This window comes from Sporolactobacillus sp. Y61 (genome assembly GCF_040529185.1).
In the GTDB taxonomy this organism is placed as follows: Bacteria; Bacillota; Bacilli; order Bacillales; family Sporolactobacillaceae; genus Sporolactobacillus.
On the sequence record NZ_CP159510.1, the window covers coordinates 1072242 to 1097607 of the forward strand.

At 41.8% G+C, this 25366-nt stretch carries 22 protein-coding genes; 12 read left to right on the forward strand and 10 right to left on the reverse strand.

The features are described from left to right. Positions 1 to 2: 2 nt before the first annotated feature. The 7 genes from glf (at position 3) to ABNN70_RS05340 (ending at position 9423) form a co-directional block, all read left to right on the forward strand. Positions 3 to 1130 (forward strand): UDP-galactopyranose mutase, encoded by a 1128-nt coding sequence (gene glf / locus ABNN70_RS05310; protein WP_353948975.1) that lies wholly within the window; start codon positions 3 to 5, stop codon positions 1128 to 1130. 4 nt (positions 1131 to 1134) lie between these two features. Then, positions 1135 to 2085, forward strand: coding sequence for a glycosyltransferase family 2 protein (locus ABNN70_RS05315; RefSeq protein ID WP_353948976.1), 951 nt, complete (start codon positions 1135 to 1137; stop codon positions 2083 to 2085). A 28-nt stretch (positions 2086 to 2113) separates the two neighbouring features. Beyond that, positions 2114 to 3145: a glycosyltransferase family 2 protein gene (locus ABNN70_RS05320; RefSeq protein WP_353948977.1), complete on the forward strand. Its 1032-nt coding sequence runs from the start codon at positions 2114 to 2116 to the stop codon at positions 3143 to 3145. Positions 3146 to 3180: 35 nt separating this feature from the next. Next, on the forward strand, positions 3181 to 4293 hold the full coding sequence (locus ABNN70_RS05325; RefSeq protein ID WP_353948978.1) for a polysaccharide pyruvyl transferase family protein: 1113 nt from the start codon (positions 3181 to 3183) through the stop codon (positions 4291 to 4293). 176 nt (positions 4294 to 4469) lie between these two features. Next, complete coding sequence (locus tag ABNN70_RS05330; RefSeq protein ID WP_353948979.1) at positions 4470 to 5492, forward strand: nitroreductase family protein; 1023 nt, start codon at positions 4470 to 4472, stop codon at positions 5490 to 5492. An 18-nt stretch (positions 5493 to 5510) separates the two neighbouring features. Next, the gene (locus tag ABNN70_RS05335) at positions 5511 to 6920 is read left to right on the forward strand and encodes an oligosaccharide flippase family protein (protein ID WP_353948980.1); all 1410 of its coding nucleotides are present in this window, start codon (positions 5511 to 5513) and stop codon (positions 6918 to 6920) included. Between the two features lie 55 nt (positions 6921 to 6975). After that, positions 6976 to 9423 carry a glucosaminidase domain-containing protein gene (locus ABNN70_RS05340; RefSeq protein ID WP_353948981.1) on the forward strand — a complete coding sequence of 816 codons (2448 nt, stop codon included), beginning with the start codon at positions 6976 to 6978 and terminating at the stop codon, positions 9421 to 9423. A gap of 327 nt (positions 9424 to 9750) precedes the next feature. Here ABNN70_RS05340 and ABNN70_RS05345 read toward each other — a convergent pair whose 3' ends face one another. The 8 genes from ABNN70_RS05345 to ABNN70_RS05380 all read right to left on the reverse strand — a co-directional run bounded on the left by ABNN70_RS05345 (position 9751) and on the right by ABNN70_RS05380 (position 17782). Further along, positions 9751 to 9900, reverse strand: a complete 150-nt coding sequence (locus ABNN70_RS05345; RefSeq protein ID WP_353948982.1) for a hypothetical protein — start codon at positions 9898 to 9900, stop codon at positions 9751 to 9753. A gap of 52 nt (positions 9901 to 9952) precedes the next feature. Next, positions 9953 to 10705, reverse strand: a complete 753-nt coding sequence (istB, locus tag ABNN70_RS05350; protein ID WP_353948983.1) for an IS21-like element helper ATPase IstB — start codon at positions 10703 to 10705, stop codon at positions 9953 to 9955. After that, positions 10686 to 12245 carry an IS21 family transposase gene (gene istA, locus ABNN70_RS05355; protein WP_353948984.1) on the reverse strand — a complete coding sequence of 520 codons (1560 nt, stop codon included), beginning with the start codon at positions 12243 to 12245 and terminating at the stop codon, positions 10686 to 10688. The genes istB and istA overlap by 20 nt, the downstream gene beginning before the upstream one ends. Positions 12246 to 12985: 740 nt before the next feature. Then, entirely contained in the window at positions 12986 to 13360 is a 375-nt protein-coding gene (locus ABNN70_RS05360) for a hypothetical protein (protein WP_353948985.1), read from the reverse strand. A gap of 182 nt (positions 13361 to 13542) precedes the next feature. Next, on the reverse strand, positions 13543 to 14391 hold the full coding sequence (locus ABNN70_RS05365) for an AraC family transcriptional regulator (protein ID WP_353948986.1): 849 nt from the start codon (positions 14389 to 14391) through the stop codon (positions 13543 to 13545). Positions 14392 to 14608: 217 nt separating this feature from the next. After that, positions 14609 to 14818 carry a transposase gene (locus tag ABNN70_RS05370; protein WP_353948987.1) on the reverse strand — a complete coding sequence of 70 codons (210 nt, stop codon included), beginning with the start codon at positions 14816 to 14818 and terminating at the stop codon, positions 14609 to 14611. A 739-nt stretch (positions 14819 to 15557) separates the two neighbouring features. Then, complete coding sequence (locus ABNN70_RS05375; RefSeq protein ID WP_353948988.1) at positions 15558 to 16550, reverse strand: LacI family DNA-binding transcriptional regulator; 993 nt, start codon at positions 16548 to 16550, stop codon at positions 15558 to 15560. Positions 16551 to 17380: 830 nt separating this feature from the next. Next, positions 17381 to 17782 carry a hypothetical protein gene (locus tag ABNN70_RS05380; RefSeq protein ID WP_353948989.1) on the reverse strand — a complete coding sequence of 134 codons (402 nt, stop codon included), beginning with the start codon at positions 17780 to 17782 and terminating at the stop codon, positions 17381 to 17383. 913 nt (positions 17783 to 18695) lie between these two features. Here ABNN70_RS05380 and ABNN70_RS05385 point away from each other — a divergent pair. After that, positions 18696 to 20339, forward strand: coding sequence for a hypothetical protein (locus ABNN70_RS05385; protein WP_353948990.1), 1644 nt, complete (start codon positions 18696 to 18698; stop codon positions 20337 to 20339). A 90-nt stretch (positions 20340 to 20429) separates the two neighbouring features. On the opposite strand, the gene ABNN70_RS05390 is transcribed toward ABNN70_RS05385, so the two are convergent. Then, positions 20430 to 20774 carry a hypothetical protein gene (locus tag ABNN70_RS05390; protein WP_353948991.1) on the reverse strand — a complete coding sequence of 115 codons (345 nt, stop codon included), beginning with the start codon at positions 20772 to 20774 and terminating at the stop codon, positions 20430 to 20432. 63 nt (positions 20775 to 20837) lie between these two features. Then, a complete protein-coding gene (locus ABNN70_RS05395; RefSeq protein WP_353948992.1) occupies positions 20838 to 21185 on the reverse strand; it encodes a hypothetical protein in 348 nt (115 codons plus the stop codon). 735 nt (positions 21186 to 21920) lie between these two features. Here ABNN70_RS05395 and rfbA point away from each other — a divergent pair. From rfbA to rfbD, 4 genes are read left to right on the forward strand one after another with little or no spacing between them, the layout of a single operon-like run. Then, positions 21921 to 22793, forward strand: a complete 873-nt coding sequence (rfbA, locus tag ABNN70_RS05400; RefSeq protein WP_353948993.1) for a glucose-1-phosphate thymidylyltransferase RfbA — start codon at positions 21921 to 21923, stop codon at positions 22791 to 22793. Between the two features lie 33 nt (positions 22794 to 22826). Further along, a complete protein-coding gene (gene rfbC, locus ABNN70_RS05405) occupies positions 22827 to 23390 on the forward strand; it encodes a dTDP-4-dehydrorhamnose 3,5-epimerase (protein ID WP_206184268.1) in 564 nt (187 codons plus the stop codon). Beyond that, positions 23390 to 24412, forward strand: coding sequence for a dTDP-glucose 4,6-dehydratase (gene rfbB / locus ABNN70_RS05410; protein WP_353948994.1), 1023 nt, complete (start codon positions 23390 to 23392; stop codon positions 24410 to 24412). Before rfbC ends, rfbB begins: the two co-directional genes overlap by 1 nt. Beyond that, positions 24402 to 25250 carry a dTDP-4-dehydrorhamnose reductase gene (rfbD, locus tag ABNN70_RS05415; protein WP_353948995.1) on the forward strand — a complete coding sequence of 283 codons (849 nt, stop codon included), beginning with the start codon at positions 24402 to 24404 and terminating at the stop codon, positions 25248 to 25250. The genes rfbB and rfbD overlap by 11 nt, the downstream gene beginning before the upstream one ends. The last annotated feature ends 116 nt before the right edge of the window (positions 25251 to 25366 follow it).

Sequence of the window (25366 nt, forward strand, 5' to 3'; positions counted from 1 at the left end):
TCATGACTGCATCTTATGACTATTTAGTAGTGGGTTCTGGTCTGTTTGGAAGTACATTCGCATATGAAGCGGCAAAGCGCGGAAAACGTGTAAAAGTTATTGATAAAAGGTTACATATTGGTGGGAATATTTATACAGAAAATATAGAGGGCATAAATGTACACAAATATGGTGCACATATCTTTCATACAAATAATAAAAAAATCTGGGACTACATTAATCAATTTGCTGAATTTAACCGCTACACAAATAGTCCAATAGCCAATTATAAAGGTGAAATTTATAATCTTCCCTTTAACATGAATACTTTTAATAAATTATGGGGTGTTGTTACCCCAGAACAGGCTGCAGCGAAGATAGAAGAACAAAAAGCAAAAATTCAAATTGGTCAACCAAAGAATATGGAAGAGCAGGCTATTTCATTAATTGGAACAGATATTTATTATAAATTAATAAAAGGATACACAGAGAAACAGTGGGGGAGAGAAGCTTCAGAATTACCTGCTTTTATTATCAAAAGGCTTCCGGTTCGTTTTACCTATAACAACAATTATTTTAATGATAAATACCAGGGAATTCCGATCGGTGGATACACACAGATTATTGAAAAGATGTTGTCTAGTGAATTGATTGATGTTGAATTAGGTACTGATTTTCTTGATAGGAAAGATGAATATCTAAAAAAGTATCCTAAAATAATATACACAGGTATGATCGATCAATTTTTTAATTATTTATATGGAAGTTTAGAATACAGGAGTCTGGATTTCAAGACGGAGATATTAGATATTAAAAACTTTCAGGGGAATGCAGTAGTTAATTATACGGATTCTGAAACACCATTTACTCGAATTATCGAGCATAAGCACTTCGAATTTGGAACACAACCAAAAACTGTTATCACCAAAGAATATCCGAAAGAATGGGAAAAAGGCGATGAACCTTATTATCCAATGAATGACCAGCGTAACAACAAAATTTATCGACAATATCGACAATTGGCTGAAAAAACGCCCAATGTAATTTTTGGTGGCAGGTTAGGTATGTATAAGTACTATGATATGCATCAAGTGATTGGAGCGGCATTAGCCGTTGTAAATGCTGAGTTTGATGATAAAAGGATGAGTTAATGGGATGGAAAAAATCTGTGCAGTTGTTGTGACTTTCAACAGGTTAGATCTCTTAAAAATATGTCTCAACGCTTTAAAAAAACAAACGCGAATATTGGATGAAATATTAATTATTGATAATCATAGTACTGATGGGACTACTGAATTTTTAAAAGAAACATATTCTGAAGATCAAAAAGTTGAGATCCTCTATTTAAAGGATAATTTAGGTGGTGCCGGTGGATTTGAAACTGGGATCAGGCACGCTTATCAGGAGAACTTCGATTGGCTTTGGGTCATGGATGATGATGCCGAACCTGAATCAACTTGTCTGGAAGCTCTTCTGAAATATAATAGTCGCTCCATTGGTCTGCTAGCCCCTGTGATAATAAATAAGAAATCAAAAAAGGTGCAAAATTATCACCATAAAAGACTAAATGATTCATTAACAAAAGATATATATATATCAAACGATGAAATTAGGTCACATTCTATAATTGAGTTGGATGCTAATGCATTTGTTGGGCCACTCATTTCTCACTCTGCTATTGAACGAATTGGTTTTCCTAGAGGAGATTTTTTTATTTGGTTGGATGACACAGAATATACATACAGGATCAGTCGTAGGATGCCAATAAGATTAGTTACTCACGCCTTAATTTATCACAATGATAAAGCAGGGAATAATAATAAGGTGCTTAATTTCTGGAAACACTGTTATGGGAGTCGAAACAGATGGCTGTGGAGACATACTACTTTACATGGAGTTAAACTAGTGCGTGGAAACGTGGCTGCATATGTGGATTATATAAAACAATTCATCAAGATTTTAGTTAAAAATGATTGGAAAGGTAACCGCAAAACTGGGCTTAAGTTTTTAGTAAGAACAATCATTTTTTCGCAAAATAGGATACCAGGCAAATTTATTGATCCCGCTGACTATTTGTCAATGATTCGTAATACACTGTTCGAATAAATATTCACTTGACAGATTTGAGGACAAAATGAATAAAAAACCGTTGGTAAGTATTATTATTCCTGTATACAATGCGGAAAACTATATAAAAAATTGTATAAGCAGTATTTTGAATCAATCTTATAAAAACTTTGAGGTTATCTTAATTGATGATGGCTCCACTGATTATAGCAAGAGATTATGCGAAGAATATGCAAAAAAGGATGCACGCATTAAATTATATCACCAGGAGAATAGTGGTCCTTCAACAGCAAGAAATCTAGGGTTACATTTGGCGACAGGTAAATATATTCAATTTGTTGATGCGGATGACAGTTTGGAAAACGATGCGATAGAAAAATTGAAGGTGGCTGTCAAACCAGATGTTCAACTTGTTATATGTGGATATCGAAAATCAAGTAAAACTAAAAATATTACAGAAGATGTGCATCCTGTGATTAGCGGGACTTATCGTACAGAAGATTTTTACAAATATTTTGGAGTATTATATAAAGATTTATCAATAGTATTTCCGTGGAACAAGCTGTATTTGAAGGAGATTATTAACCAATTCGAAATAAGGTTTAATCCGGAGCTAAAACTCGGAGAAGATCTGTTATTTAATCTTGATTACCTTAAACATTGTAGAAAGATCAATATGATAAGTAACGAATGCCTTTATAATTATATGATTCACAAAAGCGAGAACTCATTATCGTCTGGGATCATTGAAGGCTTTTTTCGAACTCAATATATGTTAATTTCTAAAGTTAGAGAATTTCTGATTTCCAAACAATGTTATTCCGATCAAAACAAATTAATTATAGATAATGCTTATATGTCCAGTGTAGTTTCCTATACTAGTGCTATCATTTTTGGAGATCTTCACATTTCAAAGAGAAATAGATTAAATATGATTGAAAAATTGGTGAATAATAGTTATGTGGAATCAGAGTTAAACAATATTCATTATGATTCTTTACAAAATTGGGTAATGTTCAATCTAATTAAAAGAAAACTTACCAGAGCCATTTATCTGTTGTTAAAATTGAAGAGTACAATTCGCTCGTTTTTAAGATAACTATTTCATAAACAGCGAGGAGGGCACAAATATCAATGAAAAAGATCGGTATTATTACAATTAATGATTATAACAATTATGGTAATAGATTACAGAATTATGCAACTCAGGAAGTATTAAGATATCTAGGCTTTTCTGTGGAAACCATCATAAATCACAGTGTAAACAGCATACCATACGATTATATTGAAAAAGAAAGTTTGTTGAAAAAAGTAAAAAAAATAAAGAATAAATCTATACAGCAAATATTTCAGAAGATTAGAAGTATAAAGTTGCAGAAAAAAAGAATGGATGAATTTAAGAAGTTTACTTTAAATTTTATCAATGAATCAGAGTATGTCGTAAGTAACGATAATGTCCCATCCTCTCTAAATAATGAATTTGATTTTTTTATTTCGGGGAGTGATCAAATATGGAACCCTGTATACGGGCATGGAACGCCAATAGATTTTTTAATGTTTGCAGATGAAGAAAAAAGGATAGCCTATGCCCCAAGCTTTGGTATCTCGGAAATTCCCTCAGAATATGAACCATCTTTTAAAATTGGATTATCAAAGATGAGTAAGTTATCTGTCCGTGAAAAATCCGGTGCAGAAATTATAAAGAAACTAACTGGTAGAGATGCAGATGTTTTAATAGATCCGACGATGATGCTAACTGCAGAAAAGTGGTTATCTGTATCTCAACCAGCGTCATGTAAATCTCAGGGAAAATATCTACTGACATATTTTCTTGGTGATTTACCTAAACAGAATAAAGTGCGGATCCAGAAAATCGCTAAGATTTATTCTCTGGAGATCATTTCCCTCCTGGATATTAATTGTGAAAAAGCTTTTACTGCTGGTCCTGGTGAATTTATTGATCTGATTAATTCAGCCAGTATCGTATGTACGGATTCTTTTCATGGGGTTGTTTTTTCTTTACTTCTGGGAATCCCCTTTATTGTATTCGAGAGAGAAGGAAAAGAACCATCGATGGGATCGAGAATACAAACATTGTTAGCAATATTTGATATGAGGAATCGTACAATCCAAAACATTACAGACGATCACAACATCATGAGAATTGATTTTTCAAAGGTAAAGGCTGTATTAGAGAACGAAAGAGAAAAAACGATACGCTATTTAAGTACTGCGTTAAATGACTAATATTTAATGTTAAGAATAAATTTTTGACAATTTATTAATTTGATCAATCATGGTAAAAATGAACCATGTCTTTTTCATGGAAATACCAGGTGAGATATTGATACTAAAGGATAATTTTAACTATCTGAGAAGTTGATTCTTAACTGGTATAGATAATTTAAGGAGGTAACCAGGGCATGAAAAAAATAATGAAAAGGATTCTTCCTAATGTAATTATCAACATACTAAAAAAGATACGTAGTAAGATGACCTTTACTTCAATAACTCTGATAAAGAATTATATTTACGATTTTCGAAGATACAGAAAATACTCAGGAACATTAAATATTCTTAATGATCAAAAGAAAAATGATGCATACATTATCTATATTTATCACGCCATTGAAAAGGGTATGTCGTTACCTGAACCGAGAATTGGGTTTGGTAAGGATAAAGTGAAACTTCTTATTAATCTGATTGAAAGAACTCTTGCAATTTTTGGACCAAATGAAACTACAGAAGTTGCAGTGAATACACTATTTACTTACTATCACTTTAATCTTGAGCATGGTTTGGATAATCCTGAACTTTTAAAAAAACTAAATGAATTTAAACACTCATACCATCACCATTTTACAGATGATGGAGGTACGCTTATTACTGGTCGGGAAGAGATTAATAAAAAAGCAAAGCTGGATACATTTGGAAGTTTTCTGGAGAGCCGTTATAGTATCAGAAATTTTGCTAAAGGAACAATTGATATAGATTTAATTAAAAAAGCTGTAAAAATGGCGAGAAAAACGCCATCCGTGTGCAATCGACAGGGCTCCAGGGTTCATGTTTATTCCGATAATCAAACCAAACAAGCTGTTTTGAATTGCCAAAATGGAAACAGAGGTTTTGGGAATACAGCTGATAAGGTATTATTAATTACTGAAGATTTATCCATATTTCATGGGGTAATAGAAAGAAATCAGGCATATATAGATGGTGGTTTATTCAGCATGACCCTTGTATATGCATTACACTCTTTAGGGATTGGAACATGTTGTTTAAATTGCTCGATTGATAAAGAAATGGATATAAACTTAAGGAGGGTTACCGGAATTGATGCCACTGAAACACCAATTATGATGATAGTGATCGGATGGATACCGGAGTCCCTGAAAGTAACTCAATCACACAGGAAACCCGTTGAAGAAATACTTTTTATCCATTAAAGCGGTGAAGGACAAATTATGAATCCATATAAAAAGCTAGCAAAAAACTCGATAATATTTGCTATTGGTAATTTTGGGAGCAAACTGATTTCTCTAATTCTCGTTCCCCTTTATACTTTCTACTTATCGACCGGTCAGTATGGTACAGTTGATCTTGTAACCACTACAGTAGCATTGATTGTCCCAATTATAACACTTAGCATTTCTGATGCTGTTCTACGATTTGTAATGGATAATAATTCGGATAAAAATTCTGTTCTAAGTAATGGCGTATGTCTTATTATTATTGGTTTATTAATATCCCTTGTATTTTATCCGATTTTTAAGACCTTTTTTCCTTTCCGTGAATACATCAATCTATTTTATCTTTTCCTTCTTACCCAGTCTTTAAATGGTCTGTTTCTTCAGTTTACCCGTGCTGTAGGTAAGGTAAATCTTTTTGCGGGAGTAGGAATAATTAGCTCAATTGTTGTCCTTGGTGGTAACATCATTTTTTTAGTGATATTAAAAATGGGAATAACGGGTTATTTATTATCACTTATTTCAGCGGATGTTGCCAGTTTGATCATAATTATGACAGTTGGCAGCGCTATTCGTTATGTTGACTTCCAAAAGATAAATATTTCTTTACTAAGGAAGATGATTATTTATTCACTGCCACTGATGCCAACAACCTTAATGTGGTGGGTGCTCAATCTTTCGGGTAGATTTATTATCAGTTTTTTTGTTGGAGTTGCGGCTAACGGATTGTTCGCAGTGGCAACAAAAATTCCAAATGTATTAAATGTTTTAAGCAACGTTTTTTTTCAGGCGTGGCAAATGTCAGCTATCGAAGAAATAAATTCAAAAAATAAATCTCTATTCTTTTCAAACGTTTATATGATGCTTTCATCAATCATGTTCATTGCAATGTCGTTTATTCTAATTGTTTTAAAATGGATAATGGGACTGATTGTGTCTGCTGAGTTCTACGATGCCTGGAACCTTGTCCCTTTTTTACTGATGGGTGTTGTTTTTTCCAGTTTTGCTAGTTTCTTTGGACAGATTTATGTTGCGAATAAAAATACAGTTGGTGTTTTTAAAACGTCATTTCTGAGTGCGTTAATTAATGTTATTATTAACTTTATACTTGTCCCTTTCATTGGGACGATTGGCGCTTCTGTTTCAATGATGGTAAGTTTTGCGGCTATGTGGCTCATGCGAGTAATAGACACAAATCATTTTGTAACAATTGATATAAAAGTGCACAGGACAGTAACAAATTTACTGATACTATTTTTGCAAATATTTCTGTTATACATACCAATTCCATTACAAGTAGTCTTTCAAAGCATGCTTTTCTGTATTATATTACTACTTAACAAGGATAGTATAAAGATTTGTTATAAAAAAGTGGCAGCTACTCTAGAAAAGAGATATTCAAAATAACTAAATCATCAGTCTCATAGACATCGTAAATATACAAATAAGGGGATTGGAGAAAATGAAACATAATTCGATGATTAACAGAATTATTTTGACTAGCGCCCTGTTCCTTGTGATTACTTTGGGGAATTTATCAGATGCTCATGCGACTACTCAAACACAGAATAATAGTCTGGATAGTTTTTCTCCATTAACGGCTAATCTTAATGTATCTCCATCATTACGCGCAGAATCAGGGAATAAGGTTGCACTTCAGGCCATTGGGCAAGGGGGATCGGGAGTATACCAATATAAGTTTATTGTACAGAGTGAGACAGGGAAATGGTATTTACTAAAAAATTATTCGAGTAGTAATACATATACATGGATTCCTGGACCGACCGGGAACAAGACTTTATACGTGGATGTGAAGGACAGCACAGGAAAAGTTATACGAGAGCAAGCGTCCTACACGGTTACTCCGAGGATAGAACCCCTTGCAATCAATTTGACGGCTTCACCGGCCGGCAAAGCAGAGAGCGGCAGCAGGGTGAACCTGACAGCCAAAGCGACGGGGGGATCAGGCGATTATCAATATAAATACATTATTCGGGATAACGCAGGGAAATGGTACTTATTAAAAAATTATTCGAGCAGTAATACATTTACATGGACTCCCGGACCGACCGGGAACAAGACTTTATACGTGGATGTGAAAGACAGCACAGGCAAAGTCATACGAGAGCAAGCGTCCTACACGGTTACTCCGAGGATAGAACCGTTTGCAGCCAATTTGTCGGCTTCACCGGCTGGCAAAGCAGAGAGCGGCAGCAGGGTGAACCTGACAGCCAAAGCGGCGGGAGGATCAGGTGGTTATCAATATAAATACATTATTCGGGATAACGCAGGGAAATGGTACTTATTAAAAAATTATTCGAGCAGTAATACATTTACATGGACTCCCGGACCGACCGGGAACAAGACTTTATACGTGGATGTGAAAGACAGCACAGGCAAAGTCATACGAGAGCAAGCGTCCTACACGGTTACTCCGAGGATAGAACCGCTTGCAGTCAATTTGTCGGCTTCACCGGCCGGCAAAGCAGAGAGCGGCAGCAGGGTGAACCTGACAGCCAAAGCGGCGGGAGGATCAGGTGGTTATCAATATAAATACATTATTCGGGATAACGCAGGGAAATGGTACTTATTAAAAAATTATTCGAGCAGTAATACATTTACATGGACTCCCGGACCGACCGGGAACAAGACTTTATACGTGGATGTGAAAGACAGCACAGGCAAAGTCATACGAGAGCAAGCGTCCTACACGGTTACTCCGAGGATAGAACCGCTTGCAGTCAATTTGTCGGCTTCACCGGCCGGCAAAGCAGAGAGCGGCAGCAGGGTGAACCTGACAGCCAAAGCGGCGGGAGGATCAGGCGATTATCAATATAAATACATTATTCGGGATAACGCAGGGAAATGGTACTTATTAAAAAATTATTCGAGCAGTAATACATTTACATGGACTCCCGGACCGACAGGAGCGAAAACCCTATATGTGGATGTGAAAGATGGTAAGGGAAGAACGGTTCGAACTAAGTTAGCATATACAGTAAATCCCAAAGTGAACCCTAAAGAATATCAGCAGACCCACTATGATTACACCCTGAACGAGGCAGTTCAGAAGCAGGTTAATTCCGGTGCAAAGACGGACAGTGACTACCCAATGTATATTTATCAGGATGCTCTGAAAAAATCGGGGAATCAGGCTACAGTGATTAATGGGAAGTGGAATGTTCGGGGTGGTCCGGGAACAAACTTTTGGATGATTACACAAGTAAATACAGGTAAAAAAGTAAAGGTCATCCGGAAAACGGGTTCCTGGTATCAGGTCGACTTTCAGACTGGATGGATCAATGCCAGTCCCGCTGATGTCAGACATGCAATGGATCCGGTCAGTTATTCCCGTGACACAACAGAGTATTTCCAGTTTCTGAAATTATCTGCAGTAACAAATGTATATGCGGATGAAGTCAACAGTCGAATACTCAGCAACAAGGGCATATTATCAGGTAAGGCCGAAGTATTTTTACAGGCTGCCAGAAATACAAATATTAATGAGATATACTTAATCTCACATGCATTGCATGAAACAGGAAATGGCAGATCCGAACTTGCTAACGGTGTAGTGTATAACGGGAAAACCGTTTATAATATGTTCGGGATAGGTGCAAATGATTCCGATCCAATCAGGCATGGTGCTGATTTTGCCTATTCGCACAAATGGTTTACTCCAGAGGCGGCCATATTAGGTGGTGCACAGTTTATCGGGCAGAATTATATTCATAATCCACGATATCAGCAGAATACACTCTATAAAATGCGGTGGAATCCGGCTGCTCCGGCCAGTCATCAATATGCGACTGACATCGGGTGGGCCGTGAAACAAACCTATGAGATCAAACAATTATATGATCTTCTGTCCAGTTACAAACTTATTTTTGATGTTCCACAATATAAATAAAAATAGGTACAGTAAATATTAGTCGATGGGTCTCCATCGATTTTTTTTATCTCCAGCAAAATACAGTAATCTGGAAAATGGGATAGGGTTAAGCGCCTTCCTTATAAGGGCTCTTCGCTAAAATCCGTGAAATGGGCCATAGTTTGGTAAAGTAATTTCCAAATAATCTATGAAAATCGGACAAGGGTGAAGGCGGCCATCGGAATAGGCCACTTGTGCCAAAAAATAGGCCGTTCTCTGCCACAAAATGAGCCACCTTCTGCCGGAAAATAGGCCAGGAGGGCAACCCATCAATCAAGTTGTCCCTCCTGGCCTGCGTTTATACAATCATTTGTCGTCCGGCCGGCGTCGATCGGGGTAGTCATCGATCAGCTTGATGCAGATTTTAACGAGCTCATCACTACTGATTGTTTCATTGCTTTTAAAGATAGCGTCGATCAAAGCGCCTGAAAGGCGATTCTCAAAGTCTTCCTCCATATCTCGCATGAAAAAATAAATCAGCCAGGGGGGTACCCGCCTTACTCAGCGATCATCGTGCACCACCGATACCATAACGTTCTCGCATGGACTTGCTGCCATCGATCACAATCGAATAGGAATCATGAACGATCCGATCTAAGATGGCATCGGCGATCTGGGCATTGCCCAGCTTACTGTGCCACCCCTTTGGATCAAATTGAGAACAGAAGATCGTTGAGGTTCGGTGTAATCGTCGCTCGATCAGTTCCAGAATGAAAGTCGATTGTTCCAGCGACAGATCGGTCAGTAGCCATTCGTCAAGGATCAGAAGATCGATTTTCCGATACCGTTCAAGAATTCGGCGAAAATCACCGTTGGCCTCATTCTTGGCGATTAATAGATCATCTAACAGTTCAGGTAACCCCACGTACTTGACCTTGAGGAATTGACGACAGGCCTCGATGCCTAATGCCGTCGCCAGCCAGGTCTTTCCATTACCAGAGGCACCCATAATGATGATGTTGTGATGCTCCTTAATATAACTACCCGAGGCGAGCCGTGTGATCAGTTGTTGATCCAGCTGCCGATCAGGGAGATAATCAATGTTGGTGATCGAAGGTTCGATTGTTTTAAAGCCGGCTTGCTTGATGAGACGTTCCAATTTATTCGACTGCCGAGCGGCGTAAGCTGTATCGACCAACAATTCAAAGCGATCGTTGAAACTCATACCACGGCAATTCTCGTTCGTCTCTTGGGCATTGAGGGCCTCAACCATAGCGCTGAGACGCATTTCATAGAGTTTTCTAGTCGTTTCTTGATTCATGAGTAGTCCTCCCAAAGTATTCGGCGCCACGAGTGAAGCCGAAGTCGTTTTGTCTCTGATGCAGCTGTGATTGTTGCTTCCGGGTCGTGTTGATGAGCATTCGCTCGATCACTCTGACCGTTGGTGCTTTTGCGACGCGCATGACATCAGTACATGCCTGTTCGATTTCGTTTAATTTGTATTTCTGCGCCAATTTCTTGAGCCGCAACGTCGCATTTAAAGCCTGACGTTCGGCTCTTGAAGAAGTTAGGAGATACTCAACAACCTGAACTGTGGCTGGTCCAACTTTCTTTGCCCATTCACGACTGGTTTCTGGCGTATGAGAAAGGTAGAGCTGATGGCTTTCGGGCATATGCTCCGATAAAGTCGCAAACTGGCCAGGTTGACCATAGTGACGTCGGTGTGATGCCAACCGAATATCTTTGAAGAAGATCTCGACGAGATCACGGGTCAGTCGAATATCGACACGACTACTGATATACTGAAAGGGAACTGAGTAAAACATACCTTCGACCAGAATATGATAGTCGGGTTGTACGGTGGCAGTCCGCCAGGCTGCCATCTGGAAAGGGGATTGAGGTAAAGGTTTGAGGGCAAATTGTTCCTCTCGTTTAAAGCCTTCTTCTCGATTGCCTACCTTATATTTTTTCGTGAACGGCCGTCGGTTGAACTCCGCCAACTTCAACCCGACGGCTTTATTGAGTTCCTCAAGGGTGAAGAACTGCTCATTGCGCAAGGCCGCAATGACCCACGTTGAAAGGATATTGACCGTCCCTTCGACGGCTGCTTTGTCCTTAGGCGCCCTTATGCGTGCTGGGACAATCACTGTGCCATAATGCGCCGCCAAATCACGGTAGACAGGATTCAAAATGGCCTCGTAGTCTTTGTGTTTCGTGACGCCGACTTTTAGATTATCGGGTACCAGTATTTCGGTCACGCCGTCAAAGAACTCGTAAGCGTGAACGTGTGCGCGAATCCAGTCTTCGGTCTTCATCGTCAGACACGCTTCACAGTAGCTATACTGGCTGCTGGGCAACGTCGCAAGAAACAGATACGCTTTGACGAATTCGCCTGTGTCTCGATCGATCAGCTTTAGGGTCGATCCAGCCCAATCGACCTCCATGATCTCGCCCGGTTTACGTTTGATTCGCATAGTGGCTTTGAACTTTTGCGCATACTCCGTGTAGTTGCGGCAGAACGTCCGGTATGAGTAGGGCGCGGTACCGGATTGCCGACAGCTTGCCTCATACTCGTAGTAAAGCAGGGTCAAGGTGACATTAGGCTTGGCAAGTTCCTTGTGCAGGTACTCATAGTCTGGCACTTCGCGCCCTTTCGCTTCCGGCCTCAGTTCAGGAAAGAGTCGCCGTGCCAGATCATCGTCACTGACCGTTGAATCAAACGGTGGTCGTATTCCCATCGCTTCGGCCCGGTGAATGGTGTCACCGATCTTGGCTCTTGAGTTCCCCGTGCTCGCCGCAATACTACGTTGGCTGTGTTTCTGGTCGTGCAACTCCAGGATCCTTCGATATTGAATCGCCATAGAAAAACCCCCTGTATCGTTGATGTCACGTGCTTTTGACACGTGCCACCAAAGTATACAGGAGGCATTATCTGGTGACTATGGATCAAATTATGGCAAAAGGTGGACTATTTCTTGGCATTGAGTGGACTATTCTTTGGCAAAAGGGGGCCGCTGAGGTGGCTGCCATCACAAGGGAACAGGTTCAGTTGTGAGCGATACGTGGCTCCATACTTATGCCTGTTCTTTTATTTGGGTGAGAAATATAATTTCCCGGCAAGCAGGTAGACCATGGCGATAATATTTTTATCGGAGCGGTAGCCTCTTGCTTTCCGTTTTGTTGCCTAGAATAGGCTGTTGATGCTTCCCTTTATTGAATTGAAGGACCACCTGACCACGCCACCATAGTGCTTTTTTAGTGTCTTTACGAGTTCTACTGCCTCCACGTACAATATCATAGATCCCCTGGTGCTCGGCACTACAGTTTGGGTACGTTAACAAGGCTTCTTTGTATACTTTTAAATAAGCATCCAACTTTTTTGACTTTCGTTGAAGATACAGTCATGAACATATCAGGGCTCTGTAATATGGAATAAGTTATCCAGGTCATTGAACTCTACTAACATTTGAAAACCACCTGGTTTCTAATTGCGTAGTTTCCGGTATTTCCAGGTTTATTCATTTTAATCAGCGAAGAAGCAAAATTTTTTAAGGCTGGCAAGTCTTTTTTGTATCTAATCAAAATGCAAGGTTATGTACTTTTAGGCTGCATAACTCTGTACTTTTATTTTGTCACAAACATCATGAATGATCTGGCCCATGCCCAGCATTTTCCAGAGTTGATCCAGTGTCCAGGCCCCGCCCAGCCTTCTGGATGTTTTGAAAGCAAAATCAGCCGTCTGGCCAATCTCAGCCTGAACCCGCAGGGCTTCTTCAGGAGAGAGAAACCTTGGAAGGCTTTCCACCAGCCGGCGGAGCGCGTCAACATCCAGCTGATCTTCGCGACCGAACGAATAAATCACCCTTGCTTTGGCATATTTGGCCTTGGAATCCCACTTATTTTGAGCCAGCTGCAGATAGGCTACTGTACGCTCATCTTTATTTTTTTGAGGAACTCTTCGTAAGTAAGTGCCCATATTATATTACATATAAGTTTAAATACCAGTCATAGTTATCCAAAAATGTGTGCCTATTGATAATTTTAGATGACCTATTATACACATGTGGATAATTAAAAAAATACCAAGTACCAGGGATTCCTTCAATCGACCACTTGAAGGATTGTGCCTACAACTGTCGAAGTCGAGACAGGGGTCATTCATATATTCAGTAAATTCTGTGGATGCTTATAAATTTTACGGTATTCCTGTGGCGTCAGGAAGTGTTCGCTTTTAAAGGCACGAGAAAAAGCAAAGGGATTCTTGTAACCGCTCTCCCCTGCTATTTCAGTAATAGGAGCGTCCGTTTTTGCCAATAATTCTCCGGCGCGGGTAATTTTGGATTGTTTGATGAATTGCTGTGGGGACATATTTAAATATCTCTTAAATAACGAGTAGAGGTAACTTCTGCTGACATGTAGATGATTGGCGACATGCTTCACGGTGAGCCTTTCATAAGAATGTCTGGAACTGCTGATGATGTAATTCAATGCCTGAGAAATATAAACGTTATCAGCTATTTCCATGTCAGAAAAGGAAGCGCCTGTGTCTTTTTCCAGAAGAGCAAAGATATGGTACAGATTACCCTGTATATACAGTTCATTTGCGGGTGTTAATAATGAATCGTTCATCATTTCAAAAATCAGATGTTTGACCTCTTCGATGTGAGGGACACAACAAATCGCATGTTCTGCGGACAGGTGGCAGTGTTTCAAAATGGAGGAAACTGAATTTCCGTCAAAACAGATCCACACATAGGTCCAGGGAGTCTGCGAATTTGCGCGATAAAAGGTAGTCAGTTCGTGTGGCGTGAAAAAACACCAGTTTTTCTGCAGCATATAGCTCTTGCCGTCGATCCAATAGTAACCGCTCCCATTTAAAACAAAATGAAGCATATAGTAATTACGACTTAATGGACCAAAAGATTGTGTCTTTGTGCATTCTTCATAGCCGCATGACACAAGAGATAATTCCCTGGAATGGGTTTTTAGTTCCATAACCTTTTTCATTAAGAAGCCCTCCTAATTTTATGCAATGCGAGGAAAATGGGTGAATCATTTAATTGGGAAAATAGATATCCCTGACCACAACTTGATGACAAATCGGTTGTTTCGATCATTTGTGCATCCGCTTACATACCATAGTCTATCACATTTTAAATGATTTTTTTGTGTGAGGAACCATTCAGAAAATGAAATCTTTCGTCATGCTTTTTTCTGTGTAAATTCAACTCAGCCGGAATAGGATTTTTGATGCTAGGAGTTGTTGCGCCCTCCACTCCCCATAATCTGTCATATCTAAATAACGGCGACCTTCCAGCCATTTTTCATTCGTCTTCATGAGGACAGAAACCATAAGTCGGGTCACAGGATCCCGATTGGGTAAAAGCCGAATGACACGTTCCCTGCGACGGAATTCCTCATTCAGGTATTCCATCCATCCCGTTGGTCGTGCGCAGATGACTCCGGTAGGCTTCAGAGAAGGGAAGTATAGTCGTCACGTCATCGAATGCTGCCTCGACGAGCACCGTGCCCCTGGATGCTTTTTCTTGACAGGTATTCAGAAAAACGTTGAAGCAACGTGTGGGCCATCATGAGATCGCGCGATAGCCTTGATCTGTTCGCCCCCTTTGTTGTTCAAAGCTTTGGGCAGGTGATCCCGGACGTTGCGCAGAAAATTGTCACGTCATCGCTGCCAGGTGTAAAAGCCTTCTTGAACGTACATAAACTTGCCGGCGGGTACATTTTCCATTCAGCTGGATGCATGGTAATTTTGATTTGTTATTCCACTGAATTGTTATTATATACTCCTTAACAGCGTAAAGAAAACAGATCCACCTATTGCTCAGCGGATCTGCTACAGATAGAGTTTGAAAAACTTATTGTTTGACGCGCTTTTCGATAAAGGAGATAGACAATCAGCTACCTGGTGCCGAATTAACTGAATAGCGTGCTGAAATGACTGAATCGGAAGCCGGAGTGCCAAAATCGTGTGCCTCAGCGTTTTTCCAAAAAAATAAGCCGAAGTGACTGAAATAGGGCTGAAACGTAATTTAGAGGAAACGAAATGACTGATAGAGCGTTCGTTGAATCGGTACAATTATTCATAAACGATTTGTTGGATGGGGAAAATCAGTCCCTAAAACAGCGCCTGCCGATCATATGAAGCATATAGCTCATCTGCTGCTCTTTCTGATCACCAGATCGGTCGCGAGAACAACTTTTTCGGTAACGCGGCGCCGGCCAAGCACCCGTTCTTCGAGAAGCTTGATGGCTGCCTCGCCCATTAGGTCGGTGTGCACCTTAACCGTACTCAGGGGCGGGGTGACAAACTGTGCCAGATGGATATCGTTGAAGCCGATGATGCTTACCCGTTCTGGAATGGCAATGCCATGCTCATGAAGCGCTTTTATTGCACCGATGGCGATGCTGTCGTTCATAGCGAAAAAGGCCGTCGGGAGCCGGTCGCCAAGATCATGAATGGCCTGACGCATCATAGCATATCCACTGCCAGCGGAGAAGCTTCCATAAAAACAATAGTCTTCGTTCAACAGATGGTGACTACTCATGAAATTGCGGAATGACTGCAAACGCAGATCCGGAATCGCTGTCGAATGGTCGCTGAAGTATTCTTCCCCTGCTAGCAATCCAATTTGACTGTGCCCGTGTTTCACAAAATAATTCAGGACGGATACAGTGGCCTGTTCGAAGTCGGGAACAACTGAGTCACAGTTCAGCACGGTTCGGTCAAAGTCGACTAAGCAGAGATTGCTACTCCATGCCTTCAACTGTTCAATCTGCCGGTCAGAATATTTACCGATCGCGATAATGCCGTCGATTGGATGCTGCGGCCGCTGATCCAGCGAATGAAAGGAACGGAAATAGGTGATTCCGGCTGCGTCCATTTGCTTTTCAATGTGCATGCGCAGGGAAAGATAATACAGATCGTTCATTTCCTCTTCCTCGCTGTACCACTGAATAACGGCGATACGCAGCGCTTTCTTTGATTTTTTTTTCAAATGTTTCCGGTAATTCAGCCGATCCGCCGCTTTGAGAATCTTCTCTTTCGTCTGGTTGCTGACCGATAAGGTTTCATCGCCGTTTAAAACACGGGACACTGTTGTAATCGACACATCGGCCTGATGCGCAATATCTTTGATTGTTGCCAAATGGATCATCCTTTGGTAATGGACAACATATATTTAGTAAAACAAGAACACATAATTATAATTATAAAATGACAGGAAGATGAAAACAAGTCAAGAAATGATCAGTGTATGAGTCAAACTTTTCTCGGTAGTCTTTACCAGACAAGATCTGAGCTCTAAGAAAATGTACACTTTTTCGGCTAGCGCGCTTCGCTTGTTATCCTAGACATAAGGCAGATGCCATAGAACGGCAATCCCTCCAAGGCCAGGCTTGAACCCGTCCTCAGAATTCGCCGGTAATACTTTTGTTCAACTATCCGACAGAACTGGGGGCTGAAGCATAGTCGGTAATCCTTTCGGATCTGTTGCCCTTTGACGGCCGAGTCTCGGACTTGAGTAGCGAGGCCATTCTAACCATTTTCCTGATCACTCGTGCTTACCTGCTGTTCACAATGGGTGTAGCCTGTTCCCAGAAGGCATCGATACTTTGGGTTGTCATCACCGCATAGGGGCGACAATACGGCGTTGCTTTTCATTTTCCCACCCTAATTCGTCCTCCATTCTCAATCGCTAGTATACTATCATGATTATACAGAATTGAGACAAATGAATGTGTCCAAGAGAGGATAAGTCAGAGCTTTTCCTAAGGGTGGCGGTGGCCCGCGGCCCCTTAGGAAAGTATCCCCCCTTCCGAAAGTGTTCATTTTTATCTAGCAATTTCTGTCTACTTTTGGTTTAGCAGTTACAATTCCGTTGCCATCTCGCCCTATTCAGTCTTTTTAACCAACTCCTGATCCTTTTTTCCTGGGCACTGCCTACTGGACACACTTCATCACCGTGGTGTGACTAGTCTAAACAGGCGTCCAGGTCGCCAGGGCCTCTGCGACCTGACGGCCGGTCATCTGGGTGGCCAGCCGGGCGGTCTCGTATTCCACATGGGGGGAATAACGCATATGTCTTTTTAGTTTTAGCACGTCATCCAAGAGATAGCACGCCGATCTATCTGTGGAATCATGCGTGTTTGATGGATCGTCACCGGGCCAAACAGGAACTGAAAGGTTCGTATCCTTATGGCCGTCTATTCCCCCTCCCTCTGCCAGTTTATTCTCTACAATTACCCAATCCAGTCGAGCAAACAGATCTTCTAAAGTCCGGCACATCCATTGGTACATGTACTTCATCGCTTCCTGTTTAAAATCAAAGAGATTCCCTTTCTTCTTCCAAATTTCGAATAAATCTTTTATACTGTCCATTGAGAAGACTCTATTCTTCATGTACTCGCCTTGATGAGTGTACATTTAGAATAAAGAGTCTTCTCTTTTTCGTCCAGTATTTTGTCGTTTTTTTCCACCAAGTCCCCGCCAAGGAATATTTTACACATAGAAAATGATCATCGCACGGCAGCAGGGGCTGTTTTATATCTGCAGACACATCATATTTTGTTAAAATTATATGTACAATTTGAATTGATGAGGGTGTTCCGATTGACTGCTGGAACTATTGGCTGAATAGAATAACGAATTAGGCGATTGTAAAATCTTTAGTAAAACCTCGAATCACAGTTGAATCTGTATCAGAAATGATTTGGGAGTGGATACGCAATATTTAGTCAGTCATTCCATCTATAGAGGTGATGTGAACCCCAATAGCGCATGATCTGGATTATATATGATGTTTTGCTGACAGCGATTAAGTTTTCAATGTTCACCATTCTGCCTGCCGGTTGACCTGCTCCATCACATGACTCATTCTTTTCTTTCAATCCGCGGAGAAAGGCAGACAGAATCCACTTTAATGGTTTTTCCCGATCATGATGCATATTGTTGAGTCTATGGTGAAGTTGCTTAGACCTGATGGGGTGGGGGTGTATCAGATCGTCAGGTAACGTTAAGTTACATTAATGCCCTCCCATTCAGGATACTTCGTGGGTCTTTTTTTAACGATCAGAATGTGCAGCCATGTTCAGATGGCGCCAGGTTTTCTTGATTCGTTGTCTGCAAATTGTGTGCAGAGAAAATTTTTCTTGATCAGCTTTTATTCTTTCAGGGAAGAATGGATAGCACTTGTCAGTAGACATTCTGCAATGCTGAGCCTACTTTTCATCATGGAAGTCTATAATGGCTGAGCTTTATAATGAAGGTGTGAAAAAGAAAGGGAGATGACATCATGTTAAAACACGTGATTGATATGGGCAGACCGTCATGGATAACCGTTGAAATCGATGACGACAGAATCTCAAAGATTTACAAAGAAGGTGCTCGTTACTTTAATGATGTGCAGGTGGATATTCAGTGTGATCCTCGGCATGCCGACGTTTTTGTTACCGCTTCAAAAGCGTCCGTTAAGTATCTTAAACTCAGATGGAATACGGTTAAATTATCTAAATCTGCAAAATTTCTGGGTGATGAATGGGAAAGAGCTTATGGTTACATGGGCTTCAGAGGGATGATCCCTAATCGCATCATGCCTTGGTATTTTCTGATGTCTGAAGACAATAAAACATCTGGATACGGGGTCATGGTGCAGCCGTCGGCCATGTGTTTCTGGCAAATAGATACGTCAGGTGTTACCCTGTTTCTTGATTTAAGAAATGGCGGAAGCGGTGTTGCGTTACAAGGCAGAAAATTGAAAGCGGCAACAATTATTGCTAGATCTTATGAAAATGTCAGCTCGTTTGAGGCTGCACAGTCGTTTTGTCGCGACATGTGTCCATCACCCTTACTGCCTGATTTTCCTGTATATGGAAGTAACAATTGGTATTATGCGTACGGTAACAGCTCAGAAGAAGAGATTCTGAGTGATACCGATTATGTTCTGAGGGTTACCCATGGAACGGATAATCCGCCCTTTATGGTTATTGATGACTGCTGGCAGGAACACCACAGATTGAATGAATACAATGGAGGTCCGTGGACTCGCGGTAACGATAAATTTCCAGATATGGCAGGTTTAGCTGAAAAACTGCGTGAAAAAGGGGTCCGCCCTGGCATTTGGGTTCGATTGTTGCTGAATGAAGACCAGAAGATTCCAGAAGAATGGCGTTCTCCTTTAAACGGTTGTCTGGATCCCACGCATCCTGAAGCTCTGGAGTACATCAAAGCCGATGTTCAGAGAATGTGTGCCTGGGGATACCGTTTGATCAAGCACGATTTTTCTACTTTTGACCTGTTTAATCGATGGGGATTTGAAATGAATCCGCTCGTGACCGAAGAGTCCAAACAGGGCTGGCATTTTCATGATCGATCAAAAACAAACGCAGAAGTCGTCAAAATGTTGTATGGTGCGATTTTAAAAGCGGCCCGACCATACCGAGCGATCATATTAGGCTGCAATACCATTGGTCACTTGGGAGCCGGATTGATGCATTTGAACCGAGTGGGCGATGATACAAGCGGGCGAAACTGGGAACGCACGAGACAAATTGGCATTAATGCCCTGGCCTTTCGTTTGCCGCAGCACAATACATTCTATGCCATTGACGCGGATTGTGTTGGCATCGCGGGTCCTGTCAAATGGTCATTCAATAAGCAGTGGGCGGATCTGCTTGCGAAAAGTGGTACAGCATTGTTCATATCTGCCAAACCGAATCTGTTGAATGATCATGATGAAGAAGAATTAAGACAAACTTTGGTAAGTGCTTCAAAGCAGGATCATCATTATGTTCCGATTGACTGGGAAGAGACCGATTGTCCGGAAGTATGGGCTGATGGTGAACATTCCGTTCAATACCACTGGTATGAAGAAGGCGGTCTTTCATTCAAATATGATGCGATTCGTTATCAAAGCTATCTGTCCGTCGTCAATCAATAACAGGCTTGACTCAATTTCTAGGTACACAAAAGTCCGAAAAAAGGCGGCAGATAGCCTGTTTTCGGACTTTTTATTTTTATATGTGTGTATCTAGGATTTAAGGTCGATTCGACTTATCTTTCGAGGAACTTTTATCCCCAGAGCCTTAATGATTTCATGCTGTTTTGCGGTGATTTCCGTCCTTTGATAGAAGTCTCCTTTTTTCGAAGAAAATTTGCCCAGAACTATCTGATCCATGGTATTTTTCAGCTTTGGCCAGGTTTCACCGGTCTTCAGTTCCGCCAGCCGAATGAGAAGCAGAGCCAGCCAGTTCAGCAAAACGTGCGTCTTAATCCGTTTCTCGAACCGATGGTACATCGGTCGAAGACAGAGTGTAGACTTTAAGTTTCGAAATCCATTTTCTACAGCCATCAGGTTCTTGTATCCCAGCGCCACTTCTCCTGCGGACAGGTTGTCATTCGATGTTCGAATCAGAAATTTCCCGTCATAACGCGCATTTCAAAGCGCCTGACGATTCATTCTCAGCTGCCCGTCTTTCAGCTGGCGAAGATAATGACCATAAAGCTTATGTGACCGCAGGGCACAGGCCGCTTTGGTATGTTTCTTTTCAGGCAACTGATGTAAGTCTTCACAGAGCCATCTCCAAATCACGAACCAGCCGTTCCCATTGTTTCTTATCTTTCTCTGCTTTTTTGAGTTGTAGGCGAGGATAAAACGCTGCCGTTTTTCTCCCTCCCTGACGACAATCTCCTTAACTTCAAGATAATTGCGAACCCTTTGATAACGTCCCTTTCGGGATATCGCTTCATCCACAATTTTCTTACTGGAACAAGTATAGTTATCCATAGGTGTGTGCCTATGGATAACTTTTTGGATGACCTATTATACACCCTGAATTCCCGTGCTTTTATACCAAGGTTCTGATAATCCCTGATATTAAGGCATCTTTGGCAAATAGCAACCAGCATAATTATACCAATGGGAAAAAGACCATTGTATTAAAAATCCTTTTCTGATGCGCCTTTTTGGACTCCTTGGTATAATTTTCCGGGAATGCAGGATACACATGTGGAGACTCAACAAAATCTCTGGAACCGGGGATTCCTTAAATCGATCACTTGGAAGATTGTGCCTACAATGTCAAAGTCGAGTCATAACCGATTACTATTTGTGGAAAACAGCCAGAACAAATAAATTTCAGATAGCATGTGCCTATGGATACAGGTTATCAGTGATGACATGTATGAGAAGAGTCATGCCTCATAGCTGAGTCTATTACTTTGTTTACGGAAGCGGTTTGTTCATTGACTTTTAGATTGCCGGTTTTTTACATTTTGTCCGTTATGAACTGTGCTATAATATTGTTATCCTTATGGATTATGTAAACATAAACCCATGCGTTTTTGATAGGTCTAACATGACTTGGGGCCCGTTTCTCATTATTGCACTGCTGACGGGATCGAAGGATACGTATTGACTTAAAAATAGAATGAATATTGAAATTCAGTTATTAAGGGAACTATAGTCATATTTTAATATCATGTCAAATAATCTGATAAATGATCAATAGGATGTGAGATTATGAAAGGAATAATTCTTGCCGGTGGCAGCGGGACGCGTCTGTACCCGATCACCCGTGCAATTTCTAAACAACTGTTACCTATTTATGATAAACCGATGATTTATTATCCTCTGTCTGTGCTCATGCTGGCAGGAATCAGAGATATCCTGATTATCTCAACACCGAAGGATACGCCGCGCTTCCAGGAACTTCTGGGGGACGGATCTGACTGGGGCCTCCATCTCCAATATAAGGTGCAGCCCAGTCCCGATGGTCTCGCCCAGGCATTTATATTAGGGGAAGAATTCATCGGTGATGACCATGTCGCTCTTATTTTAGGGGATAACATTTTCTATGGTCACGGGTTTACAGATATTTTAAAGAAAGCCTCCTCGCAGGAGGCAGGAGCCACCGTATTTGGTTATAACGTGAAAGATCCGGAACGGTTTGGTGTTGTCGAATTTAATGATCAGGGTAAGGTGATTTCTATTGAAGAAAAACCGGCTGTGCCGAAATCAACTTATGCGGTTACGGGCCTCTATTTTTATGACAATCAGGTAGTAGATATCGCGAAAAGCATCAAACCATCGGCCCGCGGAGAACTGGAAATCACATCGATCAATGAAGCGTATCTGAAGCAGGGCATGCTGAACGTGGAACTGCTCGGCCGCGGATTCGCCTGGCTGGATACGGGGACGCATGACTCTCTGCTTGATGCTTCTATGTTTATTCAGACGGTGGAGAACAGGCAGAGCCTGAAAGTGGCATGCCCGGAGGAAATCGCCTATCGTAAGGGCTATATTGATGCCGATAAGCTCTATGAACTGGCGCAGCCGCTCAAGAAAAACGGTTATGGGAAATATCTTCTTAATATGCTTAAAGTCAGAGTGTAAATTATTGAATGGCAGGTGTTCTGTGTGTCGAAAATTAAAGTAACGGATACATCCCTGAAAGGGGTCAAGATTATTGAGCCCAAAGCCTTCGGGGATAATCGCGGGTACTTTATGGAAAGCTACAATGAGAAGGATTTCGAAGAAGAAGGATTGCATATTAACTTTGTTCAGGATAATCAGTCGCTTTCAAGTGAACCGGGGATTGTCCGCGGCCTGCATTATCAGCTGAATCCGAAGTGTCAGACCAAACTGTTACGGGCACTGACCGGAGCGATTCTTGATGTGGTTGTTGATATCCGCAAGGGCTCTCCGACATTCGGAAAATGGGGTGGCTTTATTCTGAGCGAATATAATCGTCGCCAGCTGCTGATTCCCAAAGGTTTTGCTCACGGATTCTGCACGCTGACTCCGAATGTCAATGTATTCTACAAAGTGGACGCGTATTATGCACCGGAACAGGATCGGGGGATCATGTGGAACGACCCCGACATTGGTATTGAATGGCCCGTCAGTGATCCGATTCTTTCCGAAAAAGACAAGCATCATCCGCTTTTGAAGGATGCGGAGATCAACTTTGAGATGGGGGCTGAAGACTGATGAAACTGCTTGTGACCGGCGGTGCCGGCTTTATCGGCAGCAATTTTGTCCATCATATGATCCGCCTGCATCCGGAAGATACGGTGGTCAATTATGATTTACTGACCTATGCCGGTAATCTGGAAAATCTGAAGGACGTTGAAAATCAGCCGAACTATCATTTTGTTCATGGCGATATCCGCAACCGCGAACTGCTTGAACATGTGATCAACCAGTTCGATATAGATACCGTTGTCAATTTTGCCGCGGAATCGCATGTCGACCGCAGCATCACCGAACCGGACATATTTGTAAAAACAAACGTGCTGGGGACGCAGACACTGCTTGATGTGGCGAAAAGTAAGAAGATCAATAAATACCTGCAGATCTCGACAGACGAGGTCTACGGTTCACTGGGCCCGGACGGCTACTTTACGGAGACCACGCCGCTGGCACCGAACAGTCCGTATTCGGCAAGCAAGGCTTCCGCAGACATGATGGTTCGTGCCTATTATGAAACCTACGGCATGAACGTCAATATTACGCGCTGTTCGAACAACTATGGTCCGTACCATTTTCCGGAAAAACTGATTCCTCTCGTGATCACGAACGCCCTTGAAGGTAAAGAGCTTCCGGTTTACGGTGACGGCAAAAATATTCGTGACTGGCTCTACGTTGAAGATCACTGCGCGGCGATCGATCTTGTTCTGCACAAAGGCAAGCCTGGAGAAATCTACAATGTCGGCGGACATAATGAAAAGCAGAATATCTACATTGTCGAGCTGATTGTCGATACGCTGGGCAAGTCCCGCGATCTGATTAAACATGTCACCGACCGCCTTGGCCATGATCGCCGCTACGCCATCGATCCGACAAAGATCGAAACGGAACTGGGCTGGAAACCGCAATACACGTTTGAAACAGGGATCAAAGAGACGATCCAGTGGTACCTCGATCATGAAGAATGGTGGCGTAAGATCAAATCTGGCGAATACATGGATTATTATAAGAAGCAGTATGGGGCGAAAAGCTATGTCAACTAAGGTTCTCGTCACCGGCGGACACGGCCAGCTCGGTACGGAACTGACCCTGATGCTGCAGAAGAGGGGTTATGAAACTTTTGGACTTGGTCACCGGGATCTGGATATTACGAATCTGAGTCAGGTGCGTGACGCGTTTCAAACCATTCATCCGGATGTGGTCTGCCACACGGCCGCTTACACAGCTGTAGACAAGGCGGAAGCCGATCGTAACAAGGCTTTTCTGGTCAATGCCTATGGGACGCGCAATGTCGCTCTAGCGGCCGAAGAGGCTGGCGCAAAGCTTGTCTATGTAAGTACCGATTATGTATTTAACGGTGAAAAGGAGGGCACGTACTCCGAATTCGATTCCCCTTCACCGCTTGGCGTCTATGGACAGTCCAAATATGCCGGAGAGCAGTTCGTTCATGACTTCTCGACAAAATACTTTATTACCAGAACGTCCTGGGTGTATGGTCAGTACGGCGGCAATTTTGTGAAAACGATGCTGAAACTGGCTGAAAACCATGACCGGCTGAAAGTTGTCAATGATCAGCGCGGCTGCCCCACCTGGACAAGGGATCTTGCTGCAAAAATTATTGAATTGATTCAGACGGACCAATACGGCACTTACCATATTTCCAATTCCGGCAGCTGCACGTGGTACGAATTTGCGAAAGCTATTTTTGAAATCAAGGGCATCGACATTCAGGTCGCCCCCTGCACGACTGAGGAATTCCCGCGACCGGCGAAGCGTCCCCACAACTCCGTATTCGAACATATGGCACTGCGACTGAACGGATTTGATGAAGTAGAGGACTGGAAGAGCGGCTTGAAAGACTTTCTCAGTATGAAAAGATAAAAGCATCTGCGTTACAGGATTCCGTATGTGACGCAGGTGCTTTTGTATATAGCAGAGTTTTACTCAGCACGAACCCCTGTATATCGTCATTGAAAACTCCCCCACTTGATCGTTCG